The organism is Erythrobacter sp. SN021, from assembly GCF_021864455.1.
The window spans coordinates 190026-202887 of sequence record NZ_JAKKUW010000002.1 but is presented as its reverse complement, the minus strand read 5'-3'; the positions used below and the strand labels follow the sequence as shown (position 1 = coordinate 202887).

Below are 12862 nucleotides of genomic sequence, written 5' to 3'. Positions count from 1 at the left end.
CCTCAGCCGACGACGACGAGCGGCTGGTCGAACTCGACCGGCTGGGCGTTCTCGACGAGGATCGCCTTGACCGTCCCGGCCTTGTCGGCGGTGATCGGGTTCATGACCTTCATCGCCTCGACGATGAGAAGGGTCTGCCCTTCCTTGACGCTGTCGCCGACCTTCACGAAATCGGCCGCGCCGGGTTCGGGGGCGAGATAAACCGTACCGACCATGGGCGACTTGATCGCACCCGCAGTGTCGGCGGCCGGCGCGGTGTTTTCGGGGACGGGGGCGGCAGGAGCGGGCGCTGCGGCCGCCGGGGCGTGCATCGGCGCTGGAGCGGCAGCCATTGGAACGCCGCCTCCCCGCGCAACACGGATCTTGCGATCGCCATCTTCGACTTCGATTTCGGTGAGCCCGGTGTCGCCCAGCATCTCGGCGAGTTCGCGCACGAGTGCGGTGTCGACATTCATGCCGGATTTGCCGGCGCTGCCTTTACGATCGGCCATGGAACCCCTTGTGTGTTGTTTGCGCCGCCTATGCTCTGCGCGGAGGCGTAGGGCAAGGGGTGAGCGCGCGAATTAGAGCGCCGCCGCCTTCTCCAACGCTACGGCATAGCTGCGCGGACCCAGCCCCTTCACTTCGTCCACCGCGCCCATGCCGACATAGGATATGTGACGGAATTCCTCGCGTGTGGCAGGATCGGAGAGGTGAACCTCGATTACCGGCACGTCGATTGCCCGGATTGCATCCAGCAGGGCGATGGACGTGTGGGTATAGGCGGCGGCATTGAGCAGCACCGCCTTGGCGCCCGTTATACGAGCCTCGTGCAACCAGTCTACCAGCTCGCCCTCATGATTGGTCTGGCGGAAATCGATGACGAGCCCGAGTTCGCGCGCTTTGTCCGCCAGAATCGCTTCGATATCGGCGAGGGTGTCCGAGCCGTAAATCTCCGGCTCGCGCGTGCCGAGCAGGTTGAGATTGGGGCCGTTAAGGACGAAGACGATGTCGGTCATGCGCCGGGGTTAGCGGCTGTATGTCCAGGCGAAAAGCGAAAGGTCGGCTGACGGCCCGAGTTGTGAAGTTCGAGGATGTTGCAGCGAAGGGCTGCTTTTGCCTGAGTCGCTGCTGCTTGATCTTTGTCAATACCCCTGCCGCTCTTGCTCGATAGATCGGCGCTTGCGAAATTTGGAAGCGCGTCCGCCGACCGCGGCCGTATCAAGGATGGAGAAGTGCCATGGAAACAAACCAACTGCATCGTGGACGGCTAATCGACCACGTCCAGCTCGTCGTTCGCGATCTCGAGGCCAGCAGGGACTTCTACGAGGCCATTCTGGCCGTTCTAGATATCCCCATCGTGACTGTGACCGAGGACTTTTTCTGGGCCGATGAACTTGTCGTGTCCTCGGCTGAAAGTCCAGCGGCCCAAGGTATGCTGACAGGGCGCCACCACCTAGCCTTCCAGGCAAAGGACCGTGCGACAGTGGACGCCTTTTATCGCGAAGCTATGGCTCATGGAGGGCGGGATAACGGTGCGCCCGGTGAGAGACCCTATCACCCAGCGTATTACGCGGCCTTCGTGCTCGACCCCGATGGAAACAACATCGAGGTCGTGTACCATGGCGAAGCGCTACGCAGCACACCGTCAGTGATCATCGAATTCTAATGAGCGGACTTCGAACTCCTAGAGACAAATATTACCAGTGTCCCGCCAAACGCGCATTCGCAGAAAGACACAAGAGCATCCGCTTTTCACCCGATTACCGACTTCTCGGCTATTGATCTATTGATCCACCCCTTTCACCTTCCCCCATTGGCGCGCGGCGGTGTAGCCGAGGTAGCCGGTGCCGAAGAGGGCGTAGAGCGCTTCAGGAAGGGCGGAGAGATAGCGCGTCATGCCTTCCCCGATTGCACGCGCCGCGATGGGGTCGAAGGCGGCGATCACGCCCATCGGCACGCTGACCAGAATCAGTGCGTACATGACGTAGAGAAAGCTCGGCCGTGCGCGGCTGGTCCAGGGATCGCGGCTCTGCGCCTCGGCGATGATGGCCGACAGGCGGGCTTCGATCTGCTTCAATTCTTGCGTGCCTTCCAGCGCGAGCAGCTCCAGCTTCGCTTTTGCGCGCGCTTCCTTGTCGGGAATCACCTTGTCGATAATCGAGGTGATGGGACCAATGAGCGTTTCCAGTAGCGACATGGCGTACCTCCGATTGGGAAAGAGGTTGTGAATAACCATATCGGTTCGTGTAGGAAAGCGGTATGTCCGGAACCGGTCCTTTCGATAGGGCAGCAAGGGCCGGTCTTGGCCAAATGACCATCGACCATCAGGCCGATTCCTCCTTCTGCCGAGGTGCGACAAGCATATCGTCGCATCCGCAGGCGCATCGTCGGGCACTGCAACCCTGAAGGTCTCGCTCGGCTCCGCGCCTGCGAGTGATCGGAAGGATATTAATCGTGAAGGGAAACCACTGGTCGGGATGACTGGATTCGAACCAGCGACCCCCACACCCCCAGTATGGTGCGCTACCAGGCTGCGCTACATCCCGAAACCAGTGGAGGCGGCCCTATAGGGTGCGGTTTTGTGCATGGCAAGCACAGTTCGCAGGCAATTCGTTGCCCCGGTCCCGCATTGCTGCTAACCGCCCCGCACTTCCGCATGACGGAGCGTATCAGCCGCTTGAACGCGCGGCTGACATCTCCCAATTACGGATCAGACAGACACACTTCTCCGACAGGTATTCCTCACGATGATCGATATTCTCGCCGCCGCCGGAAGCGCCGCCGCCGAGCCGCCCGCCTGGACCGGCTGGGTTCTGCCGCTGGGTATGCTTCTGATCCTGTGGTTTCTCATCCTGCGTCCGCAAATGCGTCAGCAGAAACAGCATCGCGAACGGGTTGCCGGGCTCAACAAGGGCGACGAAGTGGTCACCGCGGGCGGCCTCGTCGGAAAAATAACCAAGGTCGAAGAGCAATTCGTCCATGTCGAACTTGCCAAGGGCATGACCGTCAAGGCGGTTCGCAATACGATTGGCGATGTGCTGTCGTCGCGCGGCAAGTCCGCGGCGAACGACTGAGGCGGGAGCGCAGTTTTCCATGCTCGACTTTCCCACCTGGCGTAAGATCTGGCTCTGGCTGATCACCGGCCTGTGCGTCTTTGCCGCATTGCCCTCGCTGTTGTCGGCAACCAGCGTGCGTTGGCCCGATGCGCTGCCCGATCCGATGGTCAATCTCGGTCTCGATCTCGCCGGCGGCAGCCATATCCTGCTTGAGGCGGATGCCGCGCAGGTTGCGGCGCAGCGGCTAGAGAACATGGAAGAAAACGTGCGCGGCACCATGCGCCGTGCCGAACCGCGTATCCGTATCGGCGACGTTTCGACCCGGGACGGCAGGCTGAGCTTCATGCTCGACGATTCCAGCGAAGTGGATCGCGCGCGTGAATTGCTGCTGCCTTCAATAAATGGCACGGGCCTCGTGCGTGAATGGGATCTGACGGTCGAGGACGGCAACCGCATGATCCTCACGCCCACCTCTGAGGGGATCGACCAGGCCGTTAGCGATGCCATGGAGAGCGCAACCGAAGTGGTGCGCAAGCGCATCGACGAGCTGGGTACGCGCGAACCGACGATCATCCGGCAGGGCGATACGCGTATCGTCGTTCAGGTCCCCGGCCTTCAGGACCCCGACCAGCTCAAGGCGCTGCTCGGCCAGACTGCCAAGCTCGAGTTCAAGCTGGTCGACCAGAACGCCCTTCCTTCCGACGTGCAGCAAGGCCTTGCCCCTCCGGGCTCGGAAATCTTCCCCTACGCGGAAACGAGCGATTTCGCGGGCAGCTCGCTCGCGGTCCGCCGCTTGGGCGGCATTCGCGGCGACAATCTCACCGGCGCCCAGCAGAGTTTCGACCCGCAGACCAATGAACCGGTGGTCAACATCCAGTTCGACACCGACGGGGGCCGTCGCTTCGCCAAGCTGACGACCGACAATGTCGGCAAGCCTTTCGCGATCATCCTCGACGGGCAGGTTCTGTCAGCGCCCAATATCAACGAACCGATCCGCGGGGGATCGGCGCAGATTTCGGGCGGGTTCTCAGTCGAAACCGCGAACCAGCTGGCGATTTCGCTGCGTTCGGGTGCGCTGCCGGTCGATCTGGCGGTGATCGAGGAGCGTACAGTCGGGCCTGATCTGGGCGCGGATTCGATCAAGCGCGGCATGCTGGCCATGGCAGTCGGTTCGGTCATGGTGATCGTGTTGATGATTGCTACCTATGGCCGCTTCGGTGTCTATGCGACCGCGGCGCTGGGTATCAACGTGGCCATGTTGCTCGGCATCATGGCGGCGCTCAACACCACGCTGACGCTGCCCGGTATCGCCGGCTTCGTGCTGACCATCGGTGCGGCGGTCGACGCGAACGTGCTGATCAACGAACGTATCCGCGAGGAACGCAAGCGCGGACGGCGGGTCATCGCGGCGATCGAGAACGGCTATAACGAGGCCAGTCGCGCGATTTACGATGCCAACATCACCAACTTCATCGCCGGTGTGCTGCTGTTTCTGTTCGGATCGGGTCCGGTACGTGGTTTCGCGGTGGTGCTGATCATCGGACTGTTCACCAGCGTCTTCACCGCAGTCACGCTTACCCGCATGTGGGTTGCCGGATGGCTGCGCAAGGCCAAGCCCAAAGACATCGTGCTGTAAGGAGGGCGACGATATGAAACTGCTCAAGCTCGTCCCCGACGACACCAACATCAAATTCCTCAAATGGCGCGTGCCTTTCTTTGCCATCAGTATTCTGCTGATCGCGGCGAGCTGGGCGCTCGTACTCACCAAGGGTCTTAATTACGGCGTCGATTTTGCTGGCGGCCTCGAGGTGCGCGCGACCTTCACGCAAAGCACGGAGGCACCGATCGCGGAGCTGCGCAGCGAGGTCGAGGCCCTCGGTTATGGCAGCCCCGTGGTCCAGCGTTTCGGCGAGGACAATCAGGTCTCGATCCGTGTGCGCCTGCCCGATGAAGTATCGGCCGACAAGGAAGCCGCGCAGGAAGCGGCCAATACCATCGTCAGCACGTTGCAGGCCGAGTATGAGGATTTCCGGCTCGACGGGAACGACAACGTTTCGGGCAAGGTCTCAGGTGAATTCCGTGAGAAAGCCGTCTTGGCATTGCTGGCCGCCATGGCCGCCATCGCGCTCTACATCTGGATTAGGTTCGAATGGCAGTTCGGCGTGGGTGCACTGTTCGCGCTGTTTCACGACGTCAGTCTGACGCTGGGCATGTTCGCGCTGTTCCAGCTCGAATTCAGCCTGCAAATCATCGCGGCGATCCTGGCTATCATCGGTTATTCGCTCAACGACACCATCGTCATTTACGACCGTATTCGCGAAAATCTGAAGAAATTCCGCAAGATGGAACTGCCTGCGCTGCTCGATCTGTCGGTCAACGAAACACTCGCCCGAACAGTTATGACCTCGCTCACCTTGCTGGTTGCATTGCTGCCTTTGCTGCTGTTCGGCCCGGCCAGCCTGTTGGGCATGGTCGCGGCAATCACGCTGGGGCTATTCGTGGGTACTTACAGCTCGGTCTATTCGGCAGCGCCGATCCTCGTCTGGTTGGGCGTCACGAGTGACAGCTTCGTGCCGACCGAAACGGTTGCGGACCAGCAGGAAAAGAAGGCGCGAAGTATTTAAGGGAAATGACTAACGGGAGTTAGTAGTCCTAAATATCAATGCTATTGTTGACTCTTTCGTTCTGGTTGATACCTTGATGCTCCCAGTTGGGGTATTAGGAAGGATAATTGTATGAAAATGGCAACTATAATTGCGACTTTGGCCCTCTCGATTGTCTCGACTGGAGTGGATGCTGCGGGCATGCCAGGGCTCGATGAGATAAAATCTAAAAAAGTCGAGCATAGAGTTCTTGAAGGTGATTCTGTTGTAACTATTGAGAAAATTGCAGAATCGAAGAATGACTTGTGGGCAGTAGATTTTGTTATTTGTATATACAACGGCGGCAATGCAGCATATTGCTGGGATCACGCTTGAGCGCATTTAACATTATTGATCTAAAAGTTGGCAATAGAATTCGGCCAAACTTTGGCCATTTATACTCCAGCTAAACTTATCGATCGCTGCCGCGACTTCCTCGGGTGCGCGGGGGCGGTCGGCGACAAGTTCGATCCCCTCGCGGATTGCGCGGCAGTTGCGCGCCACGATGACGCCGGCCTCGGGCGAAGTAACGACTTCGCGCGCTCCGCCCGCATCGGTGATGACGATCGGCGTGCCGCAGGCGAGTGCCTCGATCCAGGCATTGGCCAGTCCTTCGCTGGCAGAGGGCAAGACCATGGCATCGGCCGCGGAAAGGATCGGTGGGAGCATTGACGGCGCCAAGCTGCCGAGAAAATGGACGCGCTCGGCCACGCCAACCTCTTTCGCCAGAGCGCGCAGGCTCGTTTCGTCCTCTCCCTTGCCGACGAGCACCAACCTTGCTTTCGGCAGGTCTGCGAGCGCCTTTATAACGAAAGCCTGGCCTTTGCGCTCGATCAGCGCGCCCACCGTGACGAGCAAGAGGTCGTCATTTGCGATCGGGACCGAAAAGGTGTTGGTTAACCGGGCACGCAGCCCCAGGTGATCGAGCGGACGGAACAAGTCGCGGTCGAGCCCGGTGTAATGCACGGTGATCTTCTCGCGCTCCATCCCAAGTGTAGCCATGTCGTCGGCCAGCGCCTCGCAGACGGCCAACACGCCCGTCGCTTCCCGCGCGGTTTCGAGCAGAGCTGCTCTACCATAGGCGCGCGCACCCCAGTGATGGATGTCTGCGCCGCGCGCCTTGACCGAAAGGGGCAAGCCCAGATCGCGCGCGATCATCATCGCTGCCGGACCGTCCGGATAGAAGAATTGTGCATCGACGAGGTCGAATGGCCGGTCGGCGTGCAGACGCCGCGCAAGTGGGAGAACCGACTTGGCGATCAGCCTCGGGTTAAGCCGGCCGCCGACCTTGGGCAGCAGGCGGAAGATCGGGCGATGGATCTCGAAGCCGAATTCGTGGCCGTTCCGGGCCGCCGCCGCCAGCGGTTTGTACCGTCCCAGGGCCACGGGTGGCAGACCGATCGGGTTGATGACGGTCGCGTCCCACTGCGTATCGCGCTGCAGCGCTTCCAGCGATTTCGCTACGAAGATACCGAAACGCGGATGGAGCGAGTTGGGGAACAGTGTCGAAAGCGACAGGACACGGCGGGTTTTTCGCACGCTCACAGGCGCCGCACGAGCATTTCGGCAACCGCAACCCACGCTGGATTGTCGACCACCTGCTGTTTCTCGCCGTGGCCGGGCGGAAGGAGGCCGACGAGCGATCCCTGCCGATCGATAAGGCGCCCGAAGGCAAATCGGCCGCCCTTTTTCGGTACGAGCACATCGCGGTTGATCGCGCGTCCTAGCTCGGCGGGGTCGAGCTGGCGCAACCAGAGCTGGTCGCCGGGCCGGTATTCGCCGTGAGGATAGTCGATGTCGAGCACCATCAGCACACCGTCGCCGCCGAGGTCGATTGCAAGCAGCGCATCGCGCGTCGCGGGCAGGGCTTCCGGCCCGTCCTTCGCCAGCGCGGCGACCACTTGCGGATGATCCGCCTTCTCGCTGCGCACCAGCATTTCGGGATCGACCTCGAGCGCGGCGGCGATGCGCTCCATCCATTTGAGCGAGAGGTTGCGCATGCCGGTTTCCAACCGTCCGACCGTTTGAGGCGTAGTCGGCGGATCGCAAGCCCCGGCCAGATCGGCAAGCGTCCAGCCCTTCTGCTTGCGGATGTCGCGGATACGGTTGATCACTCGGTCGGCCCCACCAATAACCGATTTGGTTTTTGACCTTTCCTACATGAACCGAAGCAGCGCAAGGAGAAATCTCCCCATAAGGAGATCCCGATGCCCCGCCAGCTTGTCGAACGTGAATTGACCCCAGAAGGCCCCCGCCGCGGAGATGGACGGCGTGCGCGGCAGCGTAGCGTTACCGTCAATCTAGGCGAAAACCCGCTCACATGGTTGCATGCGCGTGGCCATCTGACCGATCGCCAACTGGACGCTGGCGAGCGGGTGCGCGCCGATTACGAGCATGCGCAGCTCGCGCCATCGGTGACCATGCGCTGGGACCCGGTTCGCGTGGATGGGGGCTCGGGCAGCCATGGCCTTAGCGACTCGGAACGCAAGATCGCGGCGAAGGACCGCTTCGATCGCGCGATGGCGGCGGCGGGGCCGGGTTTGCGCGATATCCTTTGGCGCGTCGCCTGTGCGGGCGAGGGACTTCCGGCGGCCGAAAAGGCGCTGGAATGGCCCGCCCGCAGCGGTAAGCTGGTGCTCCGGCTGGCGCTCGACCGGGTGGCTGAATTCTATCGAATCCGGTGAGGCGGGCTCTTTATTCCAAGACGGTGGTCCATGCGGTCCATATCGGCGGAAACGCTTTCCACCACTCCTATTCCAGACATACAGCCTATTGCTGTCCGTACATGAAGCGTTCCTCGGCGATCTTGCCGTCCTTCACGGTGTAGAGACCGACTTCCTTCATTTGGCTGCGTTCGCCGTCGATGGTCACGTCCATCTCGTAATTTACCGCGAACTGGTCGCCGAAGACATAGGGGCCATCGGTGTTGCTCGAATGGACCTCGGCATTCTCGTTCCACCAGGCATGTTTCTGCAACAATTGCTCGCGTCCCTCGACGCGCGACATGGGGCCGTCATTGGGTTCGAGGCTGACGATATCATCGGCCCAATAGGCCTGGTAATCGTCGGCCCGTTCTTCCGCGACAGCTTGGGTGAAGTCTTTCGCCATCTGGTCGATTGCCATCTCGCATTCCTTTCGGTGCCCGTCCGCGAGCGAGAGTATCACACATACTCCGAGTCGGCGTCGACTAATCGAGGCTGTCGGAAACGCGTCGCCGTAGCTCGGGCAAGACCTCGTCCGCAAACCACGGGTGCTTGCGCATCCAGATGGCGGAGCGCCAGGCGGGATGGGGCAGGGGGAGGTAGCGCGGTAGAAAATCGCGGAAGGCGTGAACGCGATCGGTCATCGAAAGCTTGCTTGCGTTCGGCAGGTAATGCGCCTGTGCATAAGTGCCGACGAGCAGCGTCAGCCGCTCTTCGGGCAGTTGCTCCAACACGCGGCCATGCCATTGCGGCGCGCATTCGGGGCGGGGCGGCTTGTCGCCGCCGCTGGTCTTACCGGGATAGCAGAAGCCCATCGGCACCAGCGCGACACGAGCCGGATCGTACATCTGCTCCTTGGTAAGCCCGGTCCATTCGCGAAGGCGATCGCCGCTGGTATCATCCCACGGAATACCGCTTTCATGGACCTTCGATCCCGGAGCCTGGCCGATGATGAGCAGCCGCGCGGTGGATGAGAAACTCGCTACCGGCCGCACGCCATGCGGCAGGTGCTTGGCGCAGGTTCGGCAGGCCGCAATCTCGGCCTGCAGAGTCATGCCTCCACTTGCTCGGCGAGTTCCAGCCAGCGCTCCTCGGCCGCATCTTTCTCGGCGCGCGCGTTCTCCAGGCCCTTGGAGATATTGGCGAATTTCTGCGGGTCGGCGCTGTAGAGATCGGGGTCGGAGAGGATCGCCTCGCCCTTTGCGATCGCCACTTCGAGTTCCTCTATCCGCGCGGGCAGCAGCTCGTAATCGCGCTGGTCCTTGTAGGAGAGCTTGCTCGACTTGGGTGCCGGGGATGGGGCTGGTGCGGGCTTGCTGGCCTGCTTGGCAGCCTTCGCCTTGGTTGCGACGGGCTGGCGGCGCTTGCGTTCCCAATCCTCGTAGCCACCCGCGACGACATCGACCTTGCCGGTTCCGTCGAGACCGAGCGTGATGGTTACGGTGCGGTCGAGGAAGTCGCGGTCGTGGCTGACGATCAGCACGGTGCCCTCGTAATCGGCGATGACCTCTTGCAGGAGGTCGAGCGTCTCGAGGTCGAGATCGTTGGTCGGCTCGTCGAGCACTAGGAGGTTCGAAGCCTTGGCGAACTCGCGGGCGAGCAGCAATCGCGAGCGTTCGCCGCCTGACAGCACCGCGACCTTCATGTCGACGATCTTTGGGTCGAACAGGAAGTCTTTGAGATAGGCCTGCACATGCTTGCGGTTGCCCCGCACGTCGATCCAGTCGCCGCCTTCTGCCAGCACTTGCCGCACGGTCTTGTCCGCCGTGAGAAGCTGGCGTTGCTGGTCGATCATCACGCCCGTCAGCGTCTTGGCGATTTCCACCGTACCGCTGTCTGGTGCCAGTTCGCCGGTGAGCATTTTGAGCAGCGTCGTCTTGCCCGCACCGTTCGCGCCGACAATGCCGATCCGGTCGCCGCGTTGAATACGTAGGCTGAATGGCTTGACGATCGTGCGGTCGCCGTAAGCTTTGGTAATGTCCTGCGCGACGATCACCGATTTGGACTTGAAGTCTTCCTCGGTCGCCAGCTTGAGCTTGGCGGTGCCGCCTGCGCTGATCATCGATGCCCGTTGGGCGCGCATTTGCCAGAGCTTTTCGAGCCGCCCCTGATTGCGCTTGCGCCGCGCGGTCACGCCGCGTTCGAGCCAGTGCGCTTCCAGCTTGAGCTTCGCGTCCAGCTTCTCCGCCGCGCGTGCTTCCTCGGCATAGACCTGCTCTTCCCAGGCCTCGTAGCCGCCGAATCCCACTTCCTTGCGCCGCAGATTCCCGCGGTCGAGCCACAGCGTTGTCCGCGTGAGGCGTTTGAGAAAAGTGCGGTCGTGGCTGATGACGAGGAAGGCGCCGCGATAGCGTTCGAGCCACCCTTCCAGCCAATCGATCGCGCCGAGGTCGAGATGGTTGGTCGGCTCGTCCATCAGCAGCAGGTCGGGGTCCTGCGCCAGCGCGCGGGCGATCGCGGCGCGGCGCTTCTCGCCGCCGCTCGCGCCCTTGGTCTCGCGGCTCATATCGATGCCGAGCTGCCCGGCGATTGCCTCGACTTCGTGTTCCTGCGGCGCGTGTTCGCCCGCCAGCGCCCAGTCCATCAGCGTGGCATGGCGGGACAGGTCGGGGTCCTGTTCGAGCAGGACGATGCGCATCGCGGGCTTGGTTTTGCGTGTTCCGGAATCGGTTTCGATCACCCCGTCGATCATACGGAACAATGTGGTTTTTCCGACGCCATTGCGGCCGATCAGCGCGATCCGGTCGCGTGGGCCGATATGGAGGTCGAGCGGATCGCGATCCGGCCCGCCGAACAGCCATTTGCCGCCCTGTTGCAGGGCCATGCCTTCGAGGCTGAGGATGGGAGGCTGTGCCATAGGCCGCGCGAGGTAGGCGCGCGCGGCCCCGGCTGCAAGCGTCTAGCGTTCGCCGTGCTGCTCCTCGACCATGCGGGCCACGTCGGCCAGCAGCGCGGGCGCGTCGTAGACGATGCCGTCCTTGATCGTCCAGCGCACGCCGCCGACCTGTTCGATCGCGCCGGTCTCGTAATTGAGCCGCGTATGGCCGGTGCCGTAAAGCACCTTCAAGTTGGCCAGCGGGTTTTCGGGCACGATCACGAGATCGGCGAGCTGGCCAACCGCGATCCGCCCCATCGGTGGTTCCTGCCCGCGCGGCTCATAAATCTCGCGCGCGCCGTCGATCGTGGCGGCCCGGATGACCGCGAGCGGGGAAAGCCCCGCCTCGCGCAGCATTTCGAGCTCGCCGATATAGGCGAAACCCCAGGTCTGGTAGATATAGCCGGGATCCGATCCCGCCGTGACGCGCCCGCCGCGATCATGGAAGTCCTTCGTCAGCTTGAACCATTTGGAATAGAAATTGCGCCAGGCGGTCTCGTCCTCGCTGGTCCAGTCCTTGTAATAGCTACCATGATTGGTCGCGCTGGGCGCGTAGAATTCCATCAAGGAAGGCAGGCTGTATTTCGCATGCCAGTCGCGGGTTTTGGCCGCCATGACATCGCGGCTGGCAGAGTAGATATTGAACGTGGGGCTCAGCGTGACGCCGCTTTCGACGAGCGCATCGACATAGTCGTCCCATTTCTCGCTTCCCGGTTCGACGGCCTGCGGGGCAAGCCGCGCCACCCAGCCGAAGCGCGCCTGTTCGTCGAAGTAATTGTAGTCTTCCGGGTAGTGGGGAAGACCCTCCTTCAGCAGACTTTCGAAATGCCCGTAAAAATGGGTTGCTCCGCCGAGGCCCAGTTCCACGGCCTTGCGGGCGTTCACTTCCGCCACGCCGGTCTGCGCGAGATGGGCAACCGTGCCCATCTGTTGTCGCTTCGCCTCATCGAGTGCGGCTTCGAGCACCGCTGGAGTGGCCGAATTGAAGAATTTGATGCCCCAATAGCCCTGCGCCTTGGCCCAGCGGACCCATTCACGCGCCTTGGCGGGGGTATCGGCATTTCCACCAGACCATTTGTCGCCAAAGACGGCGTAAGGGATCAGGCGCGGGGCAACGATGGTGTTGGCGGCGCTGCGGCGGGCATCGGACAAATCCGGTTTTCCGGGACCGAAATAGAAGCTTACCCCGCGCACCGTGGTGACACCATGAGCAAGCCAGAGTTTGTAGCCGTAGGAGGGTTGGGGCGCCTTGGCCGGATCGCCATTATGTCCGTGCGTGTCGACGAAGCCGGGCAGGACATACATGCCCTTGGCATCGATAACGCGTTGGACTGTCCGGGCCTTGTCCTTCGGCGCGCCGCCAGGGTAAAGCGCGGCAATCCGGTTGCCTTCGACCAGGATATCGATCGGGCCGGCGGGCGGGGCGCCGGTTCCCTCGATCACGGTCGCGCCGCGGATCAGCAGTTTGTCGAAGGGGCCTTCGCCTTCCTGCGCCGAGCGGTCGGGCACGGATTCCATCTGCGCGGCGAGCGGTTGCGCACCCATTGCGGCCAGCGATGCGAATACGACTTTCCAGAATTTCATCCGTTTCCCCTCTTTCGATCC

At 61.9% G+C, this 12862-nt stretch carries 15 protein-coding genes and 1 tRNA gene; 6 read left to right on the top strand and 10 right to left on the bottom strand.

All coding sequences use genetic code 11. From position 1 onward, the window contains the following. Positions 1 to 2: 2 nt before the first annotated feature. Positions 3 to 491: an acetyl-CoA carboxylase biotin carboxyl carrier protein gene (accB, locus tag L5849_RS05590; protein ID WP_236924768.1), complete on the bottom strand. Its 489-nt coding sequence runs from the start codon at positions 489 to 491 to the stop codon at positions 3 to 5. Positions 492 to 563: 72 nt separating this feature from the next. Then, complete coding sequence (locus L5849_RS05585; RefSeq protein ID WP_236924767.1) at positions 564 to 998, bottom strand: type II 3-dehydroquinate dehydratase; 435 nt, start codon at positions 996 to 998, stop codon at positions 564 to 566. 221 nt (positions 999 to 1219) lie between these two features. On the opposite strand from L5849_RS05585, the gene L5849_RS05580 reads away from it, so the two are divergent. Further along, a complete protein-coding gene (locus L5849_RS05580; RefSeq protein ID WP_236924766.1) occupies positions 1220 to 1648 on the top strand; it encodes a VOC family protein in 429 nt (142 codons plus the stop codon). A gap of 117 nt (positions 1649 to 1765) precedes the next feature. Here L5849_RS05580 and L5849_RS05575 read toward each other — a convergent pair whose 3' ends face one another. Further along, entirely contained in the window at positions 1766 to 2179 is a 414-nt protein-coding gene (locus tag L5849_RS05575) for a holin family protein (protein ID WP_236924765.1), read from the bottom strand. 272 nt (positions 2180 to 2451) lie between these two features. Next, positions 2452 to 2528 (bottom strand) — tRNA-Pro (locus tag L5849_RS05570). A gap of 201 nt (positions 2529 to 2729) precedes the next feature. Here L5849_RS05570 and yajC point away from each other — a divergent pair. From yajC to L5849_RS05550, 4 genes are all read left to right on the top strand, one after another. After that, positions 2730 to 3056, top strand: coding sequence for a preprotein translocase subunit YajC (gene yajC / locus L5849_RS05565; RefSeq protein ID WP_115416384.1), 327 nt, complete (start codon positions 2730 to 2732; stop codon positions 3054 to 3056). A gap of 19 nt (positions 3057 to 3075) precedes the next feature. Further along, a complete protein-coding gene (gene secD, locus L5849_RS05560) occupies positions 3076 to 4674 on the top strand; it encodes a protein translocase subunit SecD (protein ID WP_236924764.1) in 1599 nt (532 codons plus the stop codon). 13 nt (positions 4675 to 4687) lie between these two features. Further along, positions 4688 to 5662 (top strand): protein translocase subunit SecF, encoded by a 975-nt coding sequence (gene secF / locus L5849_RS05555; protein ID WP_236924763.1) that lies wholly within the window; start codon positions 4688 to 4690, stop codon positions 5660 to 5662. Positions 5663 to 5773: 111 nt separating this feature from the next. Next, entirely contained in the window at positions 5774 to 6016 is a 243-nt protein-coding gene (locus L5849_RS05550) for a hypothetical protein (RefSeq protein ID WP_236924762.1), read from the top strand. 12 nt (positions 6017 to 6028) lie between these two features. Here the strand turns inward: L5849_RS05550 and L5849_RS05545 are convergent, their stop codons facing one another. Continuing rightward, positions 6029 to 7219 carry a glycosyltransferase gene (locus L5849_RS05545; protein WP_368735722.1) on the bottom strand — a complete coding sequence of 397 codons (1191 nt, stop codon included), beginning with the start codon at positions 7217 to 7219 and terminating at the stop codon, positions 6029 to 6031. A gap of 2 nt (positions 7220 to 7221) precedes the next feature. Next, on the bottom strand, positions 7222 to 7794 hold the full coding sequence (locus tag L5849_RS05540) for a helix-turn-helix transcriptional regulator (protein ID WP_236924760.1): 573 nt from the start codon (positions 7792 to 7794) through the stop codon (positions 7222 to 7224). 93 nt (positions 7795 to 7887) lie between these two features. Between L5849_RS05540 and L5849_RS05535 the strand changes: the two genes are divergently transcribed. Further along, positions 7888 to 8364: a DUF6456 domain-containing protein gene (locus L5849_RS05535; RefSeq protein ID WP_236924759.1), complete on the top strand. Its 477-nt coding sequence runs from the start codon at positions 7888 to 7890 to the stop codon at positions 8362 to 8364. Positions 8365 to 8449: 85 nt separating this feature from the next. On the opposite strand, the gene L5849_RS05530 is transcribed toward L5849_RS05535, so the two are convergent. The 4 genes from L5849_RS05530 to L5849_RS05515 form a co-directional block, all read right to left on the bottom strand. Next, on the bottom strand, positions 8450 to 8803 hold the full coding sequence (locus tag L5849_RS05530) for a nuclear transport factor 2 family protein (protein WP_115416390.1): 354 nt from the start codon (positions 8801 to 8803) through the stop codon (positions 8450 to 8452). Between the two features lie 64 nt (positions 8804 to 8867). Further along, complete coding sequence (locus tag L5849_RS05525; protein WP_236924758.1) at positions 8868 to 9437, bottom strand: uracil-DNA glycosylase family protein; 570 nt, start codon at positions 9435 to 9437, stop codon at positions 8868 to 8870. Next, positions 9434 to 11239, bottom strand: coding sequence for an ABC-F family ATP-binding cassette domain-containing protein (locus tag L5849_RS05520; RefSeq protein WP_236924757.1), 1806 nt, complete (start codon positions 11237 to 11239; stop codon positions 9434 to 9436). Before L5849_RS05520 ends, L5849_RS05525 begins: the two co-directional genes overlap by 4 nt. Positions 11240 to 11281: 42 nt before the next feature. After that, positions 11282 to 12841: an amidohydrolase family protein gene (locus tag L5849_RS05515; RefSeq protein WP_236924756.1), complete on the bottom strand. Its 1560-nt coding sequence runs from the start codon at positions 12839 to 12841 to the stop codon at positions 11282 to 11284. Positions 12842 to 12862: the final 21 nt, after the last annotated feature.

Coding starts and splice junctions, on each gene's coding strand:
- accB (WP_236924768.1), bottom strand. CDS start 491: ATGGCCGATCGTAAAGGCAGCGCCGGCAAATCCGGCATGAATGTCGAC.
- L5849_RS05585 (WP_236924767.1), bottom strand. CDS start 998: ATGACCGACATCGTCTTCGTCCTTAACGGCCCCAATCTCAACCTGCTC.
- L5849_RS05580 (WP_236924766.1), top strand. CDS start 1,220: ATGGAAACAAACCAACTGCATCGTGGACGGCTAATCGACCACGTCCAG.
- L5849_RS05575 (WP_236924765.1), bottom strand. CDS start 2,179: ATGTCGCTACTGGAAACGCTCATTGGTCCCATCACCTCGATTATCGAC.
- yajC (WP_115416384.1), top strand. CDS start 2,730: ATGATCGATATTCTCGCCGCCGCCGGAAGCGCCGCCGCCGAGCCGCCC.
- secD (WP_236924764.1), top strand. CDS start 3,076: ATGCTCGACTTTCCCACCTGGCGTAAGATCTGGCTCTGGCTGATCACC.
- secF (WP_236924763.1), top strand. CDS start 4,688: ATGAAACTGCTCAAGCTCGTCCCCGACGACACCAACATCAAATTCCTC.
- L5849_RS05550 (WP_236924762.1), top strand. CDS start 5,774: ATGAAAATGGCAACTATAATTGCGACTTTGGCCCTCTCGATTGTCTCG.
- L5849_RS05535 (WP_236924759.1), top strand. CDS start 7,888: ATGCCCCGCCAGCTTGTCGAACGTGAATTGACCCCAGAAGGCCCCCGC.
- L5849_RS05530 (WP_115416390.1), bottom strand. CDS start 8,803: ATGGCAATCGACCAGATGGCGAAAGACTTCACCCAAGCTGTCGCGGAA.
- L5849_RS05525 (WP_236924758.1), bottom strand. CDS start 9,437: ATGACTCTGCAGGCCGAGATTGCGGCCTGCCGAACCTGCGCCAAGCAC.
- L5849_RS05520 (WP_236924757.1), bottom strand. CDS start 11,239: ATGGCACAGCCTCCCATCCTCAGCCTCGAAGGCATGGCCCTGCAACAG.
- L5849_RS05515 (WP_236924756.1), bottom strand. CDS start 12,841: ATGAAATTCTGGAAAGTCGTATTCGCATCGCTGGCCGCAATGGGTGCG.